17 protein-coding genes are annotated in these 20,497 nt (G+C 67.2%); 9 read left to right on the top strand and 8 right to left on the bottom strand.

Going from position 1 to position 20,497, the window contains the following annotated elements; genetic code table 11:
- Nucleotides 1-15: 15 nt before the first annotated feature.
- Nucleotides 16-537, top strand: a complete 522-nt coding sequence (locus tag AC3FJ6_RS22365) for a MarR family winged helix-turn-helix transcriptional regulator (protein WP_153947070.1) — start codon at nucleotides 16-18, stop codon at nucleotides 535-537.
- Between the two features lie 31 nt (nucleotides 538-568).
- Here AC3FJ6_RS22365 and AC3FJ6_RS22370 read toward each other — a convergent pair whose 3' ends face one another.
- A complete protein-coding gene (locus AC3FJ6_RS22370; RefSeq protein WP_488773795.1) occupies nucleotides 569-1,030 on the bottom strand; it encodes a hypothetical protein in 462 nt (153 codons plus the stop codon).
- A gap of 359 nt (nucleotides 1,031-1,389) precedes the next feature.
- On the opposite strand from AC3FJ6_RS22370, the gene AC3FJ6_RS22375 reads away from it, so the two are divergent.
- Nucleotides 1,390-1,746 (top strand): ElaB/YgaM/YqjD family protein, encoded by a 357-nt coding sequence (locus tag AC3FJ6_RS22375; protein WP_488773796.1) that lies wholly within the window; start codon nucleotides 1,390-1,392, stop codon nucleotides 1,744-1,746.
- Between the two features lie 26 nt (nucleotides 1,747-1,772).
- Here AC3FJ6_RS22375 and AC3FJ6_RS22380 read toward each other — a convergent pair whose 3' ends face one another.
- Nucleotides 1,773-2,717, bottom strand: a complete 945-nt coding sequence (locus tag AC3FJ6_RS22380; RefSeq protein WP_488773797.1) for a LysR substrate-binding domain-containing protein — start codon at nucleotides 2,715-2,717, stop codon at nucleotides 1,773-1,775.
- Nucleotides 2,718-2,828: 111 nt separating this feature from the next.
- Between AC3FJ6_RS22380 and AC3FJ6_RS22385 the strand changes: the two genes are divergently transcribed.
- A complete protein-coding gene (locus AC3FJ6_RS22385; protein ID WP_488773798.1) occupies nucleotides 2,829-4,088 on the top strand; it encodes an MFS transporter in 1,260 nt (419 codons plus the stop codon).
- Between the two features lie 87 nt (nucleotides 4,089-4,175).
- Here AC3FJ6_RS22385 and AC3FJ6_RS22390 read toward each other — a convergent pair whose 3' ends face one another.
- From AC3FJ6_RS22390 to AC3FJ6_RS22410, 5 genes are all read right to left on the bottom strand, one after another.
- The gene (locus AC3FJ6_RS22390; RefSeq protein WP_488773799.1) at nucleotides 4,176-7,298 is read right to left on the bottom strand and encodes an efflux RND transporter permease subunit; all 3,123 of its coding nucleotides are present in this window, start codon (nucleotides 7,296-7,298) and stop codon (nucleotides 4,176-4,178) included.
- Nucleotides 7,299-7,308: 10 nt separating this feature from the next.
- Nucleotides 7,309-8,508, bottom strand: a complete 1,200-nt coding sequence (locus AC3FJ6_RS22395; protein WP_488773800.1) for an efflux RND transporter periplasmic adaptor subunit — start codon at nucleotides 8,506-8,508, stop codon at nucleotides 7,309-7,311.
- Nucleotides 8,492-9,775, bottom strand: coding sequence for a TolC family protein (locus tag AC3FJ6_RS22400; RefSeq protein WP_488773867.1), 1,284 nt, complete (start codon nucleotides 9,773-9,775; stop codon nucleotides 8,492-8,494). Before AC3FJ6_RS22400 ends, AC3FJ6_RS22395 begins: the two co-directional genes overlap by 17 nt.
- Before the next feature lie 374 nt (nucleotides 9,776-10,149).
- Nucleotides 10,150-10,992, bottom strand: a complete 843-nt coding sequence (locus AC3FJ6_RS22405; protein WP_488773801.1) for an HpcH/HpaI aldolase/citrate lyase family protein — start codon at nucleotides 10,990-10,992, stop codon at nucleotides 10,150-10,152.
- Between the two features lie 9 nt (nucleotides 10,993-11,001).
- Nucleotides 11,002-12,174 (bottom strand): CaiB/BaiF CoA transferase family protein, encoded by a 1,173-nt coding sequence (locus AC3FJ6_RS22410; protein ID WP_488773802.1) that lies wholly within the window; start codon nucleotides 12,172-12,174, stop codon nucleotides 11,002-11,004.
- 156 nt (nucleotides 12,175-12,330) lie between these two features.
- Between AC3FJ6_RS22410 and AC3FJ6_RS22415 the strand changes: the two genes are divergently transcribed.
- The 6 genes from AC3FJ6_RS22415 (at nucleotide 12,331) to AC3FJ6_RS22440 (ending at nucleotide 19,746) form a co-directional block, all read left to right on the top strand.
- Nucleotides 12,331-13,275, top strand: a complete 945-nt coding sequence (locus AC3FJ6_RS22415; RefSeq protein ID WP_488773803.1) for a LysR substrate-binding domain-containing protein — start codon at nucleotides 12,331-12,333, stop codon at nucleotides 13,273-13,275.
- 105 nt (nucleotides 13,276-13,380) lie between these two features.
- Nucleotides 13,381-15,039 carry an MFS transporter gene (locus AC3FJ6_RS22420; protein WP_488773805.1) on the top strand — a complete coding sequence of 553 codons (1,659 nt, stop codon included), beginning with the start codon at nucleotides 13,381-13,383 and terminating at the stop codon, nucleotides 15,037-15,039.
- Entirely contained in the window at nucleotides 15,036-16,235 is a 1,200-nt protein-coding gene (locus AC3FJ6_RS22425) for an HlyD family secretion protein (protein WP_488773806.1), read from the top strand. The genes AC3FJ6_RS22420 and AC3FJ6_RS22425 overlap by 4 nt, the downstream gene beginning before the upstream one ends.
- Entirely contained in the window at nucleotides 16,232-17,653 is a 1,422-nt protein-coding gene (locus AC3FJ6_RS22430) for an efflux transporter outer membrane subunit (RefSeq protein WP_488773807.1), read from the top strand. Before AC3FJ6_RS22425 ends, AC3FJ6_RS22430 begins: the two co-directional genes overlap by 4 nt.
- Nucleotides 17,654-17,777: 124 nt before the next feature.
- Nucleotides 17,778-18,746 carry a tripartite tricarboxylate transporter substrate binding protein gene (locus AC3FJ6_RS22435; RefSeq protein WP_488773808.1) on the top strand — a complete coding sequence of 323 codons (969 nt, stop codon included), beginning with the start codon at nucleotides 17,778-17,780 and terminating at the stop codon, nucleotides 18,744-18,746.
- Nucleotides 18,747-18,981: 235 nt separating this feature from the next.
- Nucleotides 18,982-19,746, top strand: a complete 765-nt coding sequence (locus tag AC3FJ6_RS22440) for a sulfite exporter TauE/SafE family protein (protein WP_488773809.1) — start codon at nucleotides 18,982-18,984, stop codon at nucleotides 19,744-19,746.
- 200 nt (nucleotides 19,747-19,946) lie between these two features.
- Here the strand turns inward: AC3FJ6_RS22440 and AC3FJ6_RS22445 are convergent, their stop codons facing one another.
- Entirely contained in the window at nucleotides 19,947-20,486 is a 540-nt protein-coding gene (locus tag AC3FJ6_RS22445) for a hypothetical protein (RefSeq protein ID WP_488773810.1), read from the bottom strand.
- Nucleotides 20,487-20,497 lie beyond the last annotated feature (11 nt).

A 20,497-nucleotide genomic window follows, 5' to 3' on the forward strand; every position in this document is an offset into this window, starting at 1 on the left:
TTTAACGCCCCGTACATGTCCAGCACTACCCAGCACATTCCGGCTACCACCGAGGGCATCGATCCCTGGTCACACCTCGACGAAGCCGGCACCGGGCTGAACGTCAACGACTTCCTGACCACCATGCTGAGCCAGCTGGTGACCGCCCTGCGCAGCAGCGTCACCGAGCCGTATGCGACGCAATTCGACCTGACCGTGCCGGAATGGCGCATTCTGGCGCTATTGGCCCACGGCGAGCCGATGTCCTTCGCGGAACTGGTCAAGCAATCGACGTCGGACAAGGCCCTGGTCAGCCGCACGCTGCGATTGCTCGAAGACCGTGGCCTCGTCACGCTGGAATCGGAGGGCACGACGCCGCGCAAGCGCCTGTCCTGCAAGATCAGCGAAGCCGGGGCGGCCCTTCATGCACAGGTGATTCCACTGGCGCGGCGCGGTCAGGCTTCCGTGATCCGGCTGCTCACGCCCGAGGAGCGGCAGGGTCTCTATGCTGGCCTGCGCAAGCTGCACGGGATCTGCACGGGCCCCGGCAAGGCATAGCGCGCCTTGCCGGCAACGGCGGCGCCGGCAGTTAGCGGCGCCTGGCGACGTGATCGAGGACGCGATCCAGCTTGGCGTCCATCGTTGTCAGTTGCACCTCGACCTTGTTCAACCGCTCGTCGGTCCGGTCGGCTCGCGCTTCCAGGCGTTCGAGCCGTTTGTCCATGGCAGCGAACCTGCCGTCATAACGCTGGTCCATGGCTGCCAGCTGACCGTTGAACCGCTTGTCCATCTCGTCGAAACGCACATGGATGCGCTTGTCGAGTTCCTCGATGCTCCGCGTCACGGCAACCAGCTTGTCTGCCATCGACGCGTTGATCGTGGTCATGATGTAGAGCACGAACGTCACGCCTGCGCCGACCATCGCCAGAACGGGCGCCCACTCCGCCACGCCGTAGCGGCCCGGTGGCGGCCCGCCCGCATCGCCCGGTGCCCGCGACCTGCCCCGGTGCGGCTTCGCATCGATGGCGTCATTGGCGCAGTGTTCTGCCATTGCGGCAGTTCGAAGAATCCTCATGATTGACCCCTGAAACGAAGGTTGCCCGTCGGTGGCCCGCTCCGTTTTGGGCGGACTTCATCACACGAAACAACCATACCGCAGCGTACAGAAAGCCGATATCGTATTTGTCTCATCGCGGCTAGATTCAGATTGCTCTCATATGCCGCGGGGCAAAGGACGCGCCCATGGTCGCGTGCACCCAGCGCGCCATGGCGCAAATTACAAACGTCGGTAAGTCGGCGCTGCCAGTTGCCGGGTCAAATGGCAGCGAGCCGCGCGGCGTCAGTGCATTGGCCGCTGGTATGAAACCTGCGCCAGCAAATTTCCGCATACGCACCCAGCGAGGAGACGCCATGGCCGCCTTTGACCCCAACGACACCAATGTATCCAGCACCCAGCAAAAGCTCCAGGCCGATACCCGGCAGCTGGCGAAGGATCTCGATGACCTGCTGGCCCAGCTGCCAAACCTGACCGGCGAGGCAATCGAAACCGCCAAGCAGACCTTCCTGGCGAAGGCCGCCCAGGGAACGGACAAGCTGGCATCGATCAAGGCATCGGTCAGCGACAGCGTGTCGCGCGGCCAGGAATGCGTGACCGACTATACGCACCGGGAGCCGATCAAGGCGCTGGGCATGGCGCTGGGAATTGGCGTCCTGCTGGGCGCGTTGCTATGCCGGCCGACCCGTCATGGCGACCGCTACGACGACTGACGCGCGGGCCCTGGCGGCTGGCTGAATCAGGCTGCCAGGGCGTCCGGCACCGGCGTGCCGGGCAGCGCCGCGCGCAGGATGTCGGCAAGCCGCTCCACCTCGGGCGGCATCGTGGCCGACGCGCGCACCATCGCGAGCGACATCGACGGCAGCGCAGGCAGGCCATGTTCCCCGGCCTGCAGCGCCCGTACGCCCGCGGGCAATCCGTAGCGCGAGCGCACCGTCAAGCCCAGCCCCGCAGCGGCGGCGGCCCACAGCCCGCCAAGATTCGGGCTCGAAAACGTGATTCGCCACGGAATGCCTGCACGGTCCAGTGCGGCCACCGCGGCCGAATGAAACTGGCACGGGCGGTCGAAGGCCACCAGCGGCAACGGCTCGCCATCGTCCGGCTGCCAAGGCATCGTCGCCGCGCCGGTTGCGGCGCCGACCCAACACATCGGCACGTCGTCGATCCGTTCCACGTACCGGTGCCCCATCGCATACCCGGCCACATCGTCCGATATGGCGGGATGCATGTCGGCCCACACCAGCGCCAGATCGCACCGTCCGCTGTCGATCCGCTCCAGCAGGTCGGCATTGCGGGACACCACCGCCTCGATGCGCACCCTTGGGTGGGCGCGTGCGAAGCGGCCCAGCACTTCAGGCAGCAAGCCTTCGCCAAATTCCTCCTGCAGCCCCAGGCGGATGCCGCCCGACAGGTCCACCCCGCGTACCGCACTGACGGCTTCGTCGTTGAGCTCCACCAGACGGCGCGCGTAACCCAGCATCGCCTCGCCAGCGGCCGTCAGCGCCAACCCGCGCCCGGCCTTGCGGAACAGCGGCGTGCCGGCCTGTTCCTCGAGCTTGCGGATCTGGGCGCTGATGGCCGACGTGGATCGGCCCACGCGATCCGCCGCGCGGGCAAAGCTGCCCAGTTCCATGCCGGCCAGCAGACTGCGCAGCGCAGCCAGATCGAGATTGGTTCGGGACATCGCAACCATCCTGTTTTATCGAACGAACTGTGAAGAATTTTCCGATTTTCAGGATGAATTCTCGGTGACAGACTGGATCACGTCAAACAGCTTCGGGATCACCTGTCACCTATGTCTTCGCACACCGTTCCGCTTCCCGTACCGCCAGCCCGGCGCCTGACACCTTCCCATCGCTGGAAGGTATTGGGCGTCGGCGTGGCGGCCAACGCCAGCGTACTGGCCGCTGTCGGCGGCATTCCGACCACAGCCGTCTGGATGCGCACGGGCTACCACCTGGACACCGCGCAAGTCGGCCTGGCCGTCGGCGCGATCGGTCTGGGCACCGCGCTGTCCGAACTACCGTGGGGCGTGGCGGCCGACCGCTGGGGCGATCGCCCGGTGTTGCTGGGCGGACTGGCCGCCACCAGCGCGGCGCTGCTGGCGATGGCCCTCTGGCTGTCGCCCATGACGGGGCCCGCCGCGCATATCCCCTCACTGTCATGGCTGGTGGTGGCCATGACGCTGGTCGGGCTGGTGGGCGGCAGCGTCAACGGTGCCAGTGGGCGCGCGGTCATGCGCTGGTTTCACGAAGGCGAACGCGGGCTTGCCATGAGCATCCGCCAGACTGCCGTGCCGATGGGCGGCGGCATCGGGGCGCTGACCCTGCCATGGCTGGCGTCAACCGTCGGCTTTACCTGGGCTTATGGGTGGCTCGCGCTGTTGTGCGGCGTCTCCGCCCTCCTGACCTGGTGCTGGCTCCATGAACCGCCCGACTTCCAGGCCACCTCCGTGGCGCAGTTGCGCAGCCCGAACCCGCTCGGCCGGGCAGGCATCTGGCGCATCGTGCTGGCCATCGGTCTGCTTTGCGTGCCGCAATTCGCAGTGCTGACCTTCACCTCGATCTTTCTGCATGACTACGCACAGGCCGGGCTGGGTACGATCACGACCACGCTGGTCACGATCCAGGCCGGCGCGATGCTCACGCGCATCTGGAGCGGCCGCTGGACCGACCGGCACGGCAATCGGCGAACCTATCTGCGTGCCTGCACGCTGATCGCGGCGATTGCCTTCCTGCTGCTGGCCGGCTGCGTGCATGGCAGTGCGGCGGACAGCCGGTGGATGGCGCTGCTTCCGGTGGTGCTGGCGCTGGCCGGTATCGCGGTATCTGCCTGGCACGGCGTCGGCTACACCGAACTGGCGGCCATGGCCGGCGCCGACCGGGCGGGCACCGCGCTCGGCATGGCCAACACGGTAGTGTTCTTCGGTTTCTTCCTCACGCCGCTTGCGCTGCCGCACTGGCTGGCGCTGACATCGTGGCCAGTCGTCTGGGCAACGACGGCCGTGGTGGCGCTCGGCGCCTCGCCGCTCTTTCCGCGGCCAGCCAGCCGCTGAAGCCGGGCCAGCCATCCGCGCCGCACAGGGACGAAAAAAAACCGGGGCGCGTTGCCCCGGTCTTCGTTTCGGCTTCTCGAGCCCTGCTCAATGCGCCATCGAGTCGTTCAGGCGGTTCTCGTTGTTCGACTGGCCTTCCTCGTCCGGCCAGTTCCGGCCCACCATCCACTCGTAGAGCGTCGGCAGCACGATCAGCGTCAGCAGCGTGGCCGTAATCAGGCCGCCGATGATGACGATGGCCAGCGGACGCTGCGTTTCCGAGCCGATGGCGCGCGAGACGGCCATCGGGAACAGGCCCAGCATGGCCAGCATGGCCGTCATCAGCACCGTGCGCAGGCGGTCCATCGAACCGGTCAGCACGGCCTGGCGCACCGGCATGCCTTCCTGGCGCAGCTGGTTGAAGTACGTCACCATCACCACCCCGTTCAGCACGGCCTGGCCAAACAGCGCGATAAAGCCGATGGCCGCCGACACCGACAGCGGAATGCCGGTCAGGAACAGCGCGAACACCCCGCCAATCAGCGCGAACGGGATGTTCGAGATGATCAGCGCCGCGCTCTTGAACGACTGGAACGCATTGAACAGCAGCAGGAAGATCAGCAGCACCGACAGCGGCACCACGATCGACAGGCGCGCCATCGCGCGTTCCTGGTTCTCGAATTCGCCCGACCAGCTGATCTTGACGTCTTCGGCGTTCACGTTCTTCTTCACCAGTTCCTGCATGTCTTTCACCACGCTGCCCATGTCGCGGTCGTGGATGAAGATGCCGATCGACGTGGTGCGCTGGCCGTTCTCGCGGCTGATGTTCATCGCGCCGGACGCCGCCCGGAACGTCACCAGCTGCGACAGCGGCACCTGCGCCCCGTCGGCGGTCTGCATGAAGATGTTCGGCAGGTTCGGCAGTTCGCGCTCGCCCGGCTTCAGGCGCACCACCACGCTGAAGTGCTTTTCGCCCTCCCACAGTTCCGTGGCGGCCTTGCCGGCCAGCGCGCTTTCCATCAGGTCCTGCACATCGGCCACGTTGATGCCGTAGCGGGCCGCCTGGGCGCGATCGAATTCCAGCACGTACTGCGGCAGCTCTCCGTCGCGGTCGATGAACGCGCGCATCACGCCCTTGACCGACTGCACGTTCGCCAGGATCTGGTCGGCCACCTTCTTGTTGTGCTCGAGGCTGTCGCTCTGCACCTTGATCACGATCTGGCCCTTGATCTGCGAGATGCTTTCCAGGATGTTGTCGCGCACCGGCTGCGAGAAATTCGGCTCGATGCCCGGCAGCTGACGCAGGTTGTGGTTGATCTCGTTGATGATCTTGCGCTTGTCGAAGCCCGCGCGCCACTGCTTGTCGGCCTTCAGGTCGACCAGGATCTCCACCGTGTTGATCAGCTTGGGATCGGTACCGTCGTCAGGGCGGCCCACCTTGGAAATCGTGGTGTTCACCTCGGGCGTCTTGCGGATCACGTTGCGCAGGATGCGGGCCTGGTCGCGCGCCTCGACCAGCGACACCGACGCCGGCAGGTCGAAGCTGACCCACATCGAGCCTTCGTCCAGCTCGGGCAGGAATTCGCTGCCCAGGAACTTGCCCACGCCCACGGTCGCCACCAGCAGGCCCAGTGCAATGCCCACCACCTTCTTCTTGTTGTCCAGCGCCCAGGCCAGCATCGGCTCGTAGATGCGCTTGCAGTACCGCACCACGAAGTTGTCGTCGTGGGCGATGTTCTTGGTCAGCAGCAGATGGCACAGCAGCGGCACCACGGTCAGCGACAGGATCAGCGAGCCGATCAGCGCGCCGGTCACCGTGTACGCCATCGGCGCGAAGATCTTGCCCTCGTGGCGCTGCAGCGTGAAGATCGGGATGTGCGCCGCGATGATGATGATCATCGAGAACACGGTCGGCCGGCCCACCTCGGTGGTGGCCTGCAGGATCGCGTAAAGCCGCGCGCGGCTGTCCTTGATCTGCTGCTCCTTGAGCTCGCCCAGCCGCTTGAAAATGTTCTCGACGACGATCACTGCGCCGTCGACGATGATCCCGAAGTCCATCGCGCCCAGCGACAGCAGGTTGGCCGGAATGCCGACCCACGTCAGGCCGATGAACGTCGACAGCAGCGACAGCGGAATCACCAGCGCCACGATTGCCGCCGCGCGCACATTGGCCAGGAACAGGTAGAGCACGGCCAGCACCAGCAGCGCGCCTTCCACCAGGTTGCCGAACACCGTGTGCAGCGTCTTGTCGATCAGCGTGGAGCGATCGTAGTACGGCACGATCTTCACGCCCTTGGGCAGGATCTGCGAGTCCAGCAGTTCGATCTTCTGCTTCAGTGCCTCAAGCACCACCGACGGGTTTTCGCCCTTGCGCATCACCACGATGCCCGAGACGATGTCGTCCTCGTTGTCCTGGCCCATCAGGCCCTGCGGCGGCGCCGAGCCGATCTTCACCTCGGCAATGTCCCTGACCAGGATCGGCGTGCCGTTGTTCTCGGCCACCACCACGTTGGCGATGTCCGCCGAAGAGCGGAAGCTGCCCAGCGAACGCAGCAGGTACTGCTGGCGGCCATGGGCCACCGCGCCGCCACCGGCGTTCGAGTTACCGCGCTGCAGCGCCGTGAACAGCTGCGACAGCGAGATCTTGGCGTCGCGCATGCGGCCCAGGTTGGGGTTCACCTCGTACTGCTTGATCGAACCGCCAATGGTCACCACGTCGGCCACGCCCGGCACCTGGCGCATGTTCTTTTCGACCACCCAGTCCTGCAGCGTGCGCAGTTCCTGCGCCGTATAGCCCTTGCCGGTCAGGCGGAAACGGAAGATTTCGCCGATGGCGGTGGACAGCGGCGCCAGCTCCGGCTGCACGCCGTCGGGCAGGTCCACGCTGCGCAGCCGCTCGATGATCTGCTGGCGCGCGGTGACGTCGGTGGCCTTGTCGTTGAAGGTCACCATCATGAACGACAGGCCGAACTGGGTGTGCGAGAACACCCGCACCGAGTTCGGCGTGCCTGCCAGTGCCGTTTCGATCGGAATCGTGACCTGACGCTCCACCTCCTCGGCGGCCCGGCCCGGGTACAGCGTGATGATGTTGACCTGGATGTCCGAGACGTCCGGGAAGGCCTCGATCGGCAGGTTCTTGAAGGCGGCCAGGCCGCCCGCGACGAAGATGATCAGGCCGAGCCAGACGAACAGCTTCTGGTGCAGCGCAAAGCTAACGATACGTTGGATCATCGGGCCGCCTTTATTGCTTGGCGGCCGCACGCGCGGCATTCACCGCGGTGGCATCGCGCAGGATGTCCTGCAGGTAGAGGTTGCCATCCGTGATGACAACGTCACCGTCCTTCAGGCCCGCCACCACTTCGGTCGTGCCCGGCAGCGACACGCCCAGCTTGACCTCGCGGCGCTCGAACACGAACGGCGTGGACGACGTGCGCACGAACACGTAGTTCCTGTTGTCGGCCAGGAACACGGCCTTGGACGGCACCGCAATCCCCTGGAACGACGCGGCCTGGAGCTTGGCCGTCACGAACATCTCGGCCTTCAGGCGGCGGTCGGCGTTGGGCACCACCAGGCGCACCTTCACGCTGCGCGAGGCCGGATCGACATAGTCGGCGATCTTGACCACGGTGCCCGTGAAGGTCTCGCCGGGATAAGCGGCGCTGACCAGCTGGACGTTGATGCCGGGCTTGAACAGGCCGAGGTCCGCCTCGGCGGCGTCGAGCTGGGCCCACAGCGTGCTGGGATCGGTGATCAGGAACAGCGGCGCATTGGGCTGCTGGTCCGGGCGCACTTCCATGCCGGGATTGATATTGCGTTCCACCACCAGCCCGTCGATCGGGCTGCGCAGCGCGAAACGCTGGTTCACGGCGTCGCCGCTGCCCGCGCCATACATGCGCAGCGCGGCCTGCGTGCGGGCCAGGTCGGCGGCGGCACGGGCGTTGTCGGCCTGCGACTGCTCCAGGTCCTTCTGGGCGATCACGCCGGCCTGGTATAGCTCGCGCTGGCGGGCCAGTGCCTTGGCGGCCACGGCGCTGTCGGCCGCAGCCTTGCGGGCGTCGGCCTGGGCCACGCCGAAGTCGGGCGATGTCAGCATGGCCAACGCCTGGCCGGCCTTCACCGTGGCACCCGGCTGCACCATGATCTCCATCACGCGGCCCACGAACGGCGTGGCCACGCGCACGGTCTTGTCCTCGTTCCAGACCAGGCGGCCCGGCATGCTCAGCATGCGGTCGCCGCCGCTTTGCACGGGCTGGCCAACCACCCCGGAAAGCGCCTTCACGCTGGCCGGATACGTGATGGTCTGGCCGGAGATCTTCGGCTCGTCATCGTTTTCCGGGACTTCCTTCTTGCCACAGCCGGCCAACGCCAGCGCGCACAGAGACACCACGGCGGCCATGCGGAAACGGCCGGAGAGAGACGGGAAATTATGGGCGCGACGCATCGGTACGAACCTGGGGAAGCTTGTTGATATCGGATTGGGTGGATTGCAGCGCGGTCAGGTAGGCCGACAGGGCCTTGGCATAGTTGCCCTGCGCTTCCACGGCATCCACACGGGTCTGGCGCAGCGCGCGGCGTGCGTCCAGCAGGTCCAGCACGCCGCTGGCCCCCTTGGAATAGGCGAATTCGGCACTGTTGGCCACGCTTTCGGCGGCCGGCAGCACCGATTCACGCATCTGCTGCAGCGACGCCCGGGCGGCGTCCAACTGCGCACGCAGCCGGCCGATCTCGTTCTGGGCCTCGAGCAGGATGCGATTGCGGTCGTCCAGCGCCGCGTAGTAATCGACCTCGGCCCGGCGCGCCTCGCCGCCGAAGCTGTGGCGCACGAACAGCGGGATCGACACGAACGCGCCGTAGCTGTTGCCGCTGCCGGTGGTGTTGGTCTCCGAAACAGGATAGTGCTCGTACTGCACGCCTACGGTCACGTCGGGCACGCGGCCGGCACGGGCCAGGTCGCGCTGCGACGACGCGGCGGCCAGCCGCGCTTCGGCGGCGGTCACGTCCGGGCGGCGCTGCAGCACTTCGGGATCGAACGGCGGCACCGGCGCATCGGGGGCCGGCCAGTCCGCCACCAGGCGGTTGTCCATCAGCGTGCCGGGCACGCCCATCGCGGCGGCCAGCGCGGCCTTGTCGCTGCTGTGGTCGGCCATGGCCGCGCGCAGGTCGTTCTGGGCGCGCAGCGTTTCGAGCTGGAGCTTGGTCACGTCCGCGCGCGACACATCGCCCGCCTTGAGCCGCGTCTCGTTGGCCTGCTGGGTCCGGCCGTAGAGCCCGACGGTTTCGGTCAGCACCTCCACGCGGGTCTGGCTGACCACGGCTTCGTACCAGGCCTGGTCCACGGCGCCCAGCTGCTGGGCCACCACCGCCTGGGTCTGCTCGCCCGCGGCGGCGCTGGCCTTGCGGGCGACCTCGGTACGCAGGTTGCCCTTGTTGGCCGTCTCGATGACCTGGTCCACGCGAACGGTCGAATCCACCGTCTTGCTGCGCAGGTTGCCAGCGCCCACGCCAAGGTGCGGGTTGATATTGGCCACGCCCAGGCTCAGCACCGGGTTGGGCCGCTGGGAAGCAATCTGGATGTCGGCCTGGCTGGCCTCTTCGTTACGGCGGGCGGCGATGATGTCGCGGTTGCAGCGCAACGCGTCAAGCCGGGCCTGCGCCAGCGTCAGGGCAGCCTTGGGGGGTGGTGGCACACAGGGGCCGTCGGGCGGCATTGGCGCGCTGGCGGCGTGACCAGCACTGACCACCAGGGCAAGCAGCGTTGCCGCGGCGGCACGGAAAACAGCAGGAAAATGCACGATCGGCCTGGCTCAATTCGACTTGCGGTCTGGAGTAAACGACCGTGCCAGCCGAATGGTGGACCGGGTAAGTGACTTTTATCGTTCTGTTTTACCCGGCGTCCAGTCCATTAATACCGCATGCATGGCAGCGCACGATCTCCCATGCGCATTTGACAGCAACCCCATTACAAATTGCTTTCATCCTGTCGATAAATTTCGACATTTGCATCGAACCCACCGGTCAGGGAAAACACCGATTGGCGCCGTACGGACGTAAATGGCTGCACCGATGGTTTATTAGCGAAACATTAACGGCCTGCCGCCACGACAATACGTTGCGCGCGATCAAGGACCGGCCGGTCGACCATTTTCCCGTCCACCGCAATGGCGGCGCCCTGCGCGGCCGCGGCCTGCTCCACCACGCGGCGCGCCCACGCTACTTCGGCATCGGTGGGCGCCAGCGCCGCATGCACGCCGGCTACCTGGCTTGGATGAATCAGCAGCTTCGCGCCGAACCCGAAGCGACGCCCACGTAACGTATCGGCAGCCAGCGCCTGGGCGTCGCCGATGGCGGTGCAGACGCCGTCCACCGGAGCCGGCAGGCCGGCAGCCCGGGAATGGAGCACCAGGGCACTGCGGCAGTAGTGCAGCGGAAGGTCGTCGTCGCCCACGTCGAGATCGAACATCAGGTCGATGCTGCCGAACAGCAGGCGCGTGACGCCTGGCGTCCGCGCCACATCCGGTAAATCGGCAAACCCGGCGGCGGTTTCCAGCAAGGCATGGCAGGGGATATCCGGCAACCCTGCGCGAAGTGCCGCCAGCGACGCATTGTCTGCCTTCGGCAGCACGATGGCCTGGACCGCCTGCGTGCGGCAGAAAGCCAGATCGTCGCAAAAATACGGCGTATCGGCGCCGTTCAGGCGCAGCAGCAGCGCCACGCCCGCCGCGTCGGCCTGCTGTTGGAGTGTGCCCCATACTGCACGCAAGCCGTCGCGCGCCTGGGCCTTGGCATCGGGTGCGACGGCATCTTCCAGATCGACAATCACCGCATCGGCACCGGCCGCGATGGCTTTCCCGATGCGATCCGGCCGCGACGCTGGCACAAACAGATAGCTGCGCGGGACGCGCGCCTGGGCAGGAGTTGCGCTCATGCCGCCTCCTCAGACCACGCCGTCGGCGTGCAGGCTGGCGATCTGCGCCGCGCTGCAGCCCACTTCGGCCAGGATGGCATCGGTGTGCTGGCCGACGCCCGGCACGGCATCCATCCGCGCATCGGTCATGCCTGGCGGCAGCAGCGCCGGAATCGGTCCGGCCGGCGTGTCCACCTGGCGCCACCGCGCGCGGGCGGCCAATTGCGGGTGATGCCACACATCGGCCATGGTATTGACGTTGGCATTGGCGATCCTGGCCTCTTCCAGGCGGTGCACCACCTCGGCGGCACTGAGCCGGCTGAAGGCCTCGACGATGCGGGCGCGCAGCTGCGCGCGGTTGGCGCTGCGCAGGCTGTTCGTGGCAAAGTCAGCCTGCGTGGCCAGATCGGGCTCCTGCAGCACCACCTTGCAGAACACCGCCCATTCGCGCTCGTTCTGCAGACCCAACATGACGGTTTTGCCGTCGCCGGTCGGGAACGGCCCGTACGGATAGATCGTGGCGTGGGCGGCGCCCGCGCGGGGCGGCGGCTCGGCGCCTTCGAACGCGTAATACATCGGAAAGCTCATCCACTCGACCATCGATTCGAGCATCGACACGTCGATGCGCTTGCCGCGCCCGGTCTGGCCCCGCTCGATCAGTGCCGCCAGCACGTTGCTGTAGGCGTACATGCCAGCCGCGATGTCGGCCACCGATGCGCCCGCCTTGACGCCCTCTTCCGGCGTGCCGGTGACGGACACGAAGCCCGACTCGCTCTGCACCAGCAGGTCGTACGCCTTCTTGTCCCGATAGGGGCCATCGCCGCCGTAGCCCGAAATATCGCAGACGATCAGGCGCGGATAGCGTTTCGACAGCGTTTCATAGTCGAGCCCCAGCCGCGCGGAAGCGCCGGGCGCCAGGTTCTGCACCAGCACGTCGGTCTTTTCCAGCAACGCCTCCAGCACCGGCCCTGCGCCGGGCGCCTTGACGTCCAGCGTCAGGCTTTCCTTCGAACGGTTGGTCCACACGAAGTGCGACGACAGCCCCCGCACCCGGCCGTCATAGGCACGCGCGAAATCCCCGGGGCCGGGACGTTCGATCTTGATGACGCGCGCGCCCAGGTCAGCCAGCTGGCGGGTGCAGAAAGGCGCCGCAATGGCCTGTTCGAGCGAGACTACGGTGATGCCTTCAAGCGGTCTGGACATGGCAGTGTCGGGGGCGAAAGATGCGCATGGCGCGATGCCGACAATCTACCTGCCGGCGCCGGCCGTGTGAAATAGGGAATGCGGAAGGCACCATAAGTAGAATCAATACTCTGGCGTTTTCATATCTGATAAGTCGAAGGGGAGAGACCCACCATCATGGACATCCGCGCCATGCGCTATTTCGTGGCCATCGTCGACCACGGCAGCCTCACGCGGGCCGCCGAGGTGGTGTGCGTGGCACAGCCCGCGCTGTCGCAGCAGCTGGCCGCGCTGGAGGACGAGTTTGGCGTGCCGCTGGTGCATCGCGGCGCCAAGGGCGTGCGACCCACCGAGGCCGGCAAGACGCTGTACCGGCATGTGCGTAATATCCTGCGCCAGATCGAGATTGCCGGGGCCGACGTACGCGTGGCCGGCACCGAGGTCTCGGGCACCGTGGCCATCGGGCTGCCCACCACCGCTGCCGCCGCCTTCGGCATGGCCCTGGTGCGGGCCGTACGCCAACGCTATCCGCAGGTGCGGCTGCAGCTCTTCGAAAGCATGAGCGGCTATATCTCCGAACTGCTGAACCAGAACCGGCTCGACTTTGCGATCCTGTTCCGCGACACACCGTCGCGCGCGGTGGAGCCCGAGCCGCTGGCCAGCGAACCGCTCTACCTGATTGGCACACCACCCGGCCCGGCGCCGCGCGGCAAGGCCACCGAGACGGTGGCGCTCAAGGCGCTCGACGCGCTGCCACTGGTACTGCCAAGCGGATCGCAGGGTCTGCGCGAGGTGGTGGAGCGGCGCTTCGCACAGGCCGGCATCGCCCTGAACGTGGTGGCCGATCTCGATTCGCTGCCGTTCCTGCTGGCCGCCGCCCGCGAAGGGCTGGCCTGCACGATCCTGCCGGCCTCGTCGCTGGATGAAAGCGATGCCGCCGTGCCGCGCCGGCGTATCGTGCCCGAACTGCGCCGCACGCTGTCGCTGTGCTGGCCGCGCGCGCTGCCACGTTCGAACGCGGCGGAAGCCGTTGCCGACGTCCTGCGCGACATCGTCAAGGAGAGAATTGCAGAAGGCGGTTCGTTGGCGCCGCCGGCATTGCAAGCATTGCCAAAGAGCTGACCCCGGACAACCGCCCGGCAGGGCGCCCCGGGCCGCGCTTGCCACGCGGCGGTTCCTCCCGCATCATCGCCACATCCCACGTCGTTCGTCGCCTACCAGTCAGCCATGGCAACTGCCAGCTACGCGTTCAAGCCGCATGAACGGCCGTCGATGCCGGGGTCGCCCGCCACGCCGGACCACCCCACGCCACGGCGCGTCGCCTACTTCTGCGTGGGCGTGCTGATCGGGCTGACCGGCGCCTTCGGCAACGCGCTGGTGGTGGCCAACCTCAACAACATCCAGGGGGTGTTCGGCCTGTACAGCGACGAGGCCGCGTGGCTGTCCACGGTCTATGTCATGACCAATGTCTGCATGTCGATGCTGGTGATCAAGTTCCGCCAGCAGTACGGCCTGCAGCGGTTCACCAAGGTCTTCCTGCTGTCCTACGCGCTGATCACGGGCGCCCACCTGCTGACCCACACCTTCGGCACCGCCCTGCTGGCGCGCGCCGCCAATGGCATCGCCGCCAGCGGCATGTCCACGCTGGCGCTCTACTACATCATCCAGTCGCTGCCGGCGCGGCATCGCATGCGTGCGGTGGTGATCGGCTTCGGCGTGCCGCAGCTGGCCACGCCGCTGGCGCGGACGTTTTCCACGGGCATGCTCGAAGCCGGCAACTGGCAGACGCTGTACCAGTTCGAATTCGGCCTGTCGCTGCTGTCGCTGGTCACGGTGGCGCTGCTGCCGCTGCCGCCCAGCGAGCGGATCAAGGCCTTCGAGCCGCTCGACTTCGTCACCTTCGCGCTGTTCGCCCCGGGCATGGCGCTGCTGTGCGCGGTGCTGGGCCAGGGCCGCATCCTGTGGTGGACCGAGGCGCCGTGGCTGGGCTACGCGCTGTGCGGCGCGGTGATCCTGATCGCGGCGGCGCTGTGGATCGAGCACAGCCGCGTGAATCCGCTGCTCAATACGCGCTGGCTGGGCAGCATGGCGATCATCCGCTTTGCCGTGGTGGCCACGTCGGTGCGTATCCTGCTGTCCGAACAGCCGTATGGCGCGGTGGGCCTGCTGACGGCGCTGGGCATGGGCAACGACCAGCTGATCTCGCTGTATATCGTCGTGTCGATGGCCACGGTGGCCGGCATCGCGGCCAGCGCCCTGACCCTGAATCCGCAGAACCTCGGGCGGCCAATCCGCATTTCGCTGATCCTGATCGCGATCGGCGCGTTCGTCGATGCCGGCTCGACGAACCTGACGCGGCCGCAGAACATGTATTTCACGCAGTCGCTGATCGCCTTTGCGGCAGTCTATTTCCTGGGTCCGACGCTGCTGATCGGCATGGGCAGCGCGCTGCAGCGCGGCATGAGCCATTTCGTCAGCTTTTCGGCGCTGTTCAGCATCACGCAGTCGCTGGGCGGGCTGGCGGGGTCGGCGCTGCTCGGGACGTTCCAGACCTGGCGCGAGAAATTCCATTCGCATGCGCTGGTGCAAGGCATCAGCCTGTCCGACCCGCTCGACGCCGCGCGCCTGCAACTGCTGGCCAACGCCTACAGCCGCGTGCTGGCCGACCCGGTGCTGCGCCAGACCGAAGGCACCATGGCGCTGGCGCAGCAGGTCACGCGCGAAGCCAACGTGCTGGCGTTCAACGACGTCTTCCTGGTGATCGGCATCCTGTCCACCGTCACCTTTGTCTGGCTGCTGGCGCTGTACCTGAACCGGGTGGTGCCGGGACATATTCCAGAGAAGAAGCCATCGCCAACCCCGCCCTCCACGGAGAAAGGCACTTGACCCCACCGCCCGACCGGCCAGAACCGCCCGAATCGCCCGAATCACCAGCGCAGCCCGATCGCACCCCCGCCCAGCCCCCGGCCGGCAAGCCCGAACGGCTTGACGACCCGGTGGAGGTCGATGCTTCGCCCAAGGGCTGGGCGCCGCCGCGCGGATCGCGCCGGCTGACCGCGCTGATCGTCGTCGTGGCGCTGGCCAGCGTGCTGATCATCCTGTACGCCTGGGGCCTGCCGCCGTTCTCGCCGTCGATCCAGAGCACCGACAACGCCTATGTGCGCGGCCAGACCACGATCATCAGCCCGCAGGTGAGCGGCTATGTGACCGAGGTGCCGGTGCATGACTTCGACCTGGTGAAGACCGGTCAGGTGCTGCTGCGGATCGACGACCGCATCTATCGCCAACGCGTGGCACAGGCGCGCGCATCGCTGAACACGCAAATTGCCAACCTGGCGAACGCCGACCAGACCCAGCGCGCCCGCGAGGCCACCGTGAAGTCGCAGCTGGCCAATGCCGACAACGCCCGCGCCCAGCTGCTGCGCGCCCAGGCCGACATGAAGCGTGTGGACGAACTGGTGGCCGACGGTTCGGTGTCGCTGCGCGAACGCGACCAGACCCGGGCGGCGCTGCGCCAGGCGGAGGCTGCCGTCGAGCAGTCGCGCGCCGCGGTGGAGATCGCCCGGCAGGACGTGGAAGCCATCATCGTGGGCCGCGAGGGCCTCAAGGCTGCCGTCGAACAGGCGCGGGCCGCCCTGCAGCTGGCCGACATCGACCTGTCGAACACCGTCGTCATCGCGCCGCAGGACGGCCGGCTCAGCCAGATCGGCGCGCGGCTGGGGCAGTACGTGACATCGGGCTCGCAGCTGATGTTTCTGGTGCCGCCGCAACGCTGGGTCATCGCCAACTACAAGGAAGCCCAGACCGCCCGCATGGCGCCGGGCCAGCGGGCCACGTTCCGCGTCGATGCGCTGGACAACGCGCGCCTGACCGGCCGCGTGGAGCGGCTGTCGCCGGCGGCCGGTTCCGAGTTCGCGGTGATTGTCGCCGATAACGCCACCGGCAATTTCGTCAAGGTGGCGCAGCGTATCTCGGTGCGCATTGCCATCGACCCTGATCAGCCGATGGCGGATCGCCTGCGTCCGGGCATGTCGGTGCAGGCCGAAGTCGACACCCGCACCAATCCGCCACCCACGCGATGACGCACACGCCTGTTCCTGCCGCCTGCATCGCGCTGCGCCTGACGCGCCGCGCCGTGCTGCCCGCCATCGGCCTGCTGCTGGCCGGCTGCATGGGACCGCGCCCGCCCGCGCCGGAGCCCGTCGCGCCGCCGGTCGCCTGGCGCGTGGACCCCGGCCCCACCGTCGCCATCGAGCGCGAATGGTGGCAGACCTACGGCGACCCGGCGCTGACCGCGCTGGTGGCCCAGGCGCTGGGTCAGAACGACGACATCGCCATCGCCGTGACACGCGTGCGCCAGGCCGATGCCCAGGCGCGCATCGCCCGCGCCGCGCTGTTCCCGACGCTGGACTTCACGGCCAGCGGCACACGCGCCCGCGGCATCAACGCATTCGGCACGGCCCGCACCGCCAACACCGGCCAGTTGGCGCTGGATGCTTCCTACGAGGTCGATCTGTTCGGCCGCATCGCCGATTCGGTGGGGGCCGCGCGCAACAGCCTGCTGGCCAGCGAGGCGGCGCGCGACACCACCATCCTGTCCGTATCGGCCGCCGCCGCGCGCGGCTATATCACGCTGCGGGCGCTCGATGCCCAGCTCGATGTGGTGCGCCAGACGCTGACGTCGCGCGCCGACGCGCTGCGCCTGGCGCGCGACCGGGCGCGGGCTGGGTACACGTCCCAGCTCGAATACGAACAGGCGCGGGCAGAATATGAATCGACCGCCCAGGCCGTACCCCAGGCCGAACTGGCCGTGGCACGGCAGGAAAACGCGCTGGGCGTACTGGTGGGCAATCCCGATGCGGGCGCCATCGCGCGTGGCCTGCCGCTGCAGGCGCTGCAGCAGCCGCCCGTGCCGGCGGGCCTGCCGTCCGAACTGCTGCGGCGGCGGCCCGACATCGCCCAGGCCGAATACACGCTGGCCGCCACCGATGCCAGTCTGTCCGCCGCCCGCAAGGCCTATCTGCCCCGCATTCCGCTGACCGCCTCGGCCGGACTGGTCTATGCAACGGGGCTGGCCAATCCGGTCCGGATCTGGACACTCGGCGGCAGCGTGCTGGCACCGCTGTTCGAGGGCGGCCGCATCGTGGCCGGCGCCGATGCCGCCGCCGCACAGCGCGACGAGGCCGCCTATGCGTACCGCCGCGTGGCGCTGACCGCCTTCCGCGAAGTCAACGACAACCTGGCCGCGGTGCAGAAGCTGGGCGAACAGGAAGCGCGGCTGCGCGAGCAGCGCGACGCGCTGGCGGCGGCCCTGCGCCATGCCATCAACCGCTATCGCGCCGGGTACTCGCCCTATCTGGAGCAGCTGGACGCCCAGCGCCAGCTGTTCAGTGCCGAACTGAACCTGATCCAGACTCACACCGACCGCCTCAATGCCAGCGTGGCCCTGTACCAGGCGATGGGCGGCGGCTGGCAGCCGGCTGGCGGGACCGGCCAATAAGAAAAGCTTATGGCGCCAGTCGCCGATTGAATTTCTCCTGCGTGCGGGGCTGGGCTAGAGTGGGCCCCACAACACCCGGCAAGACCCCAGAACACCGGCCGGGCGGCTTTCATCAGGAGACAGCATGACCCGTACCCTTCGCGCCCTGGCCGGCGTGGCACTGGCGGCAGCCGCCATCGGCCACGCCCAGGCAGACACCTACCCCTCGAAGCCGGTCCAGATGATCGTGCCGCAGGCGCCGGGTGGATCCAACGACATCGTCGCGCGGCTGGTCGCGGCGGACCTGTCGCAGCGGATCGGCCAGCAGGTGGTGGTCGAAAACCGCCCCGGTGCCGGCGGCAACATCGGCACGCAGACCGCCGCGCGTGCCACGCCCGACGGCTATACGCTGCTGATGACCATCAGCAGTACGCAGGCCATCAACCCGTCGCTGTACCGCAGCGTGCCGTTCGACCCGGTCAAGGATTTCGAGCCGATTTCGCTGGTGGCCACGGTGCCCAACGTGCTGGTGGTGAATCCGGCCTTCCCGGCCAAGTCGATGTCCGAACTGATCGCGATGGCCAAGGCCAAGCCCGACTTCTATCGCTATGGATCGGCGGGCAATGGCACGCTGAACCACCTGCTGGGCGAGATGCTGAACACGATGGCCGGCATCAAGCTGGAGCATGTGCCCTACAAGGGCGTGGCGCCGGCGCTGAACGACGTGCTGGGCAACCAGGTGCCGATGGCGTTTGCCAGCCTGCCGTCGGTGCTTTCGCACATCAAGGCCGGCAAGGTGCGCGCACTGGGCGTCAGCTCGGCCAAACGGTCGCCGTTCGCGCCCGACATCCCGGCCATCGGCGAGACCGTGCCCGGCTATAGCGGCGATCTGTGGGTCGGCCTGTTCGCGGTGCGCGGCACGCCGAAGGAAGTCGTCCAGAAGCTGTCCACGGCCATGCAGGCCGCACTGGCCGACAAATCGCTGCGCGACAAGCTGGCCGCGCAGGGCGCCGAAACGCTCGGCGGCACGCCGCAGCAACTGGCCACCACGCTGCGCGCCGATATCGACAAGTGGGCAAAGATCGTCAAGCAGTCGGGGGCCCAGGTGGACTGAGCCGCGCCGGGCACGGCTCGCCCGGACCGCTTCAATTGGCTTCAATTGGCTTCAACGGGCTTCAACGGGCTTGAGCCGTAGCACGACGCTTTGCTCTCTTGCCGTGGGAGCGGACCGTCGGCCGCCGATCCGGGCCCTGCGCGACCGGCATCGTGTCGAGGATTTCCCGAATGTCTGCGCCATGTCCGCGTATCATCGTGCGCTTGCCTGCTCCGTACCGCACCCCTGATTCGCCATGCCTGACCATTCGTTGTTGTCCGCCCTGCTTATCTTCGGACTTGGAGGGCTGCTCGGTGGGGTGGGCGGCCTGTTCGGCATCGGCGGCGGCCTGATCGCCATTCCAGCGCTGGGCCTGCTCTACGGCATGGACCAGCAACTGGCGCAAGGCACCTCGCTGGTCATGATCGCGCCCAACGTGGTGATCGGCTTCTGGCAATACCGCAAGCGCGCCGACATCGACCTCAAGACGGCAATCGTCCTGGGGCTGTCCGCCATGCTGTCCACCTATCTGTCCGCAAGGCTCGCCACGTCGATCGACGCTGCACTGCTGCGCCGCATCTTCGCCGTGTTCATGATCGGCCTGGCCCTCTACTTTCTCTGGCGGCTATTGCCCGGCCGCGCCGCGACGCACCAGCAGGCACGGGTATCGGCATCCTGGATTCCGGCCGTCGGCGTGGTCGGCGGCGCGTTCTCTGGATTCTTCAGCGTAGGCGGCGGCGTGGTCGCCGCCCCTGCCCTGGTCGGCCTGTTCGGCATGCGCCAGGCCGCCGCCCAGGGACTGGCCCTGGCCCTGGTCACACCCGGCGCGGTAGTGGCCCTGCTCACCTATGCACACGCCGGCCATGTGGATTGGACCAGCGGCATCCCGCTGTCGCTGGGCGGCATGCTGACGATCTCCTGGGGGGTGGCACTGGCCCACCGCATGCCGGAACGGCGCCTGCGCGCAGCATTCGCGATATGCCTGATTGCAACGGCGGTGGTGATGCTGCTGCGGGGGTAGGCAGCCTGCCACGCAGCACTGCTAGCGGCCGTCCTGCGGGAGATAGCACGGATCGCGGCACAGTTGCCGGTGAATTGGCATATCCTCGAATCTGACCGTGCGTATCGTGATCGCACGCCGCCACACACCGGCAGCAAGGACTTCCTTCAGATGCGCGCGAGCTGGCATCTCGATACCGAGGCTTGCGGAATGGGTGACATTCATGCGTGAGGCCCCTCCCGCTCCGCCAGCAGTGCCTCATGATGTGTCAGCACGATCCGCTGACGTTCTTTATCAGATCTGGCGAGGTAGTCGGCCTGTTCCATTGAGACGGAGCGACGGGTCACGAAGAGCTTTCCGCAAAGTAGCTCCGCCGGCGTCAAGTCGAAGAGGCCCTCGTACCGGATAGTCCAGAAGTAGCGCGGATCCACGGCGCCCGCTTCGTGTACCGCCCGCATGACGGGCGGCAACAGTTGCGGAGCCGGCGTGACGAACTGCCATGCAGGAAATTCCAGGTCGCTTGCCTCCCTGCCGCGCCCTCCACAGAGCCGCCCCGCCGCCAACTCGCGCACCAGATCATCCATCGACATGCCGGCGAAGTGGCTTTCGATAACTTCCGCAGGCGTCAGCGTTGTCAGCGGCAATACGGACAATTCGCGCATTGCCTTCAAAAGATCGCCTGCCACATTGGTGGCGTGGCTGTTTCGCGAAACGCTGCGAACATCCTGAGCTTGGATTACCGCTACGGCTTCGGCAAACATACTGACCTCCT

It is taken from the genome of Cupriavidus sp. 94F1 (genome assembly GCF_057798875.1).

Bases quoted from the DNA above. Each gene is read 5' to 3' on its own strand.
- AC3FJ6_RS22445 (WP_488773810.1), bottom strand. From the start codon at position 20,486: ATGTTTGCCGAAGCCGTAGCGGTAATCCAAGCTCAGGATGTTCGCAGC.
- AC3FJ6_RS22395 (WP_488773800.1), bottom strand. From the start codon at position 8,508: ATGCGTCGCGCCCATAATTTCCCGTCTCTCTCCGGCCGTTTCCGCATG.
- AC3FJ6_RS22430 (WP_488773807.1), top strand. From the start codon at position 16,232: ATGACGCACACGCCTGTTCCTGCCGCCTGCATCGCGCTGCGCCTGACG.
- AC3FJ6_RS22390 (WP_488773799.1), bottom strand. From the start codon at position 7,298: ATGATCCAACGTATCGTTAGCTTTGCGCTGCACCAGAAGCTGTTCGTC.
- AC3FJ6_RS22400 (WP_488773867.1), bottom strand. From the start codon at position 9,775: ATGCCGCCCGACGGCCCCTGTGTGCCACCACCCCCCAAGGCTGCCCTG.
- AC3FJ6_RS22440 (WP_488773809.1), top strand. From the start codon at position 18,982: ATGCCTGACCATTCGTTGTTGTCCGCCCTGCTTATCTTCGGACTTGGA.
- AC3FJ6_RS22375 (WP_488773796.1), top strand. From the start codon at position 1,390: ATGGCCGCCTTTGACCCCAACGACACCAATGTATCCAGCACCCAGCAA.
- AC3FJ6_RS22420 (WP_488773805.1), top strand. From the start codon at position 13,381: ATGGCAACTGCCAGCTACGCGTTCAAGCCGCATGAACGGCCGTCGATG.
- AC3FJ6_RS22415 (WP_488773803.1), top strand. From the start codon at position 12,331: ATGGACATCCGCGCCATGCGCTATTTCGTGGCCATCGTCGACCACGGC.
- AC3FJ6_RS22380 (WP_488773797.1), bottom strand. From the start codon at position 2,717: ATGTCCCGAACCAATCTCGATCTGGCTGCGCTGCGCAGTCTGCTGGCC.
- AC3FJ6_RS22365 (WP_153947070.1), top strand. From the start codon at position 16: ATGTCCAGCACTACCCAGCACATTCCGGCTACCACCGAGGGCATCGAT.
- AC3FJ6_RS22405 (WP_488773801.1), bottom strand. From the start codon at position 10,992: ATGAGCGCAACTCCTGCCCAGGCGCGCGTCCCGCGCAGCTATCTGTTT.
- AC3FJ6_RS22410 (WP_488773802.1), bottom strand. From the start codon at position 12,174: ATGTCCAGACCGCTTGAAGGCATCACCGTAGTCTCGCTCGAACAGGCC.
- AC3FJ6_RS22435 (WP_488773808.1), top strand. From the start codon at position 17,778: ATGACCCGTACCCTTCGCGCCCTGGCCGGCGTGGCACTGGCGGCAGCC.
- AC3FJ6_RS22370 (WP_488773795.1), bottom strand. From the start codon at position 1,030: ATGGCAGAACACTGCGCCAATGACGCCATCGATGCGAAGCCGCACCGG.
- AC3FJ6_RS22385 (WP_488773798.1), top strand. From the start codon at position 2,829: ATGTCTTCGCACACCGTTCCGCTTCCCGTACCGCCAGCCCGGCGCCTG.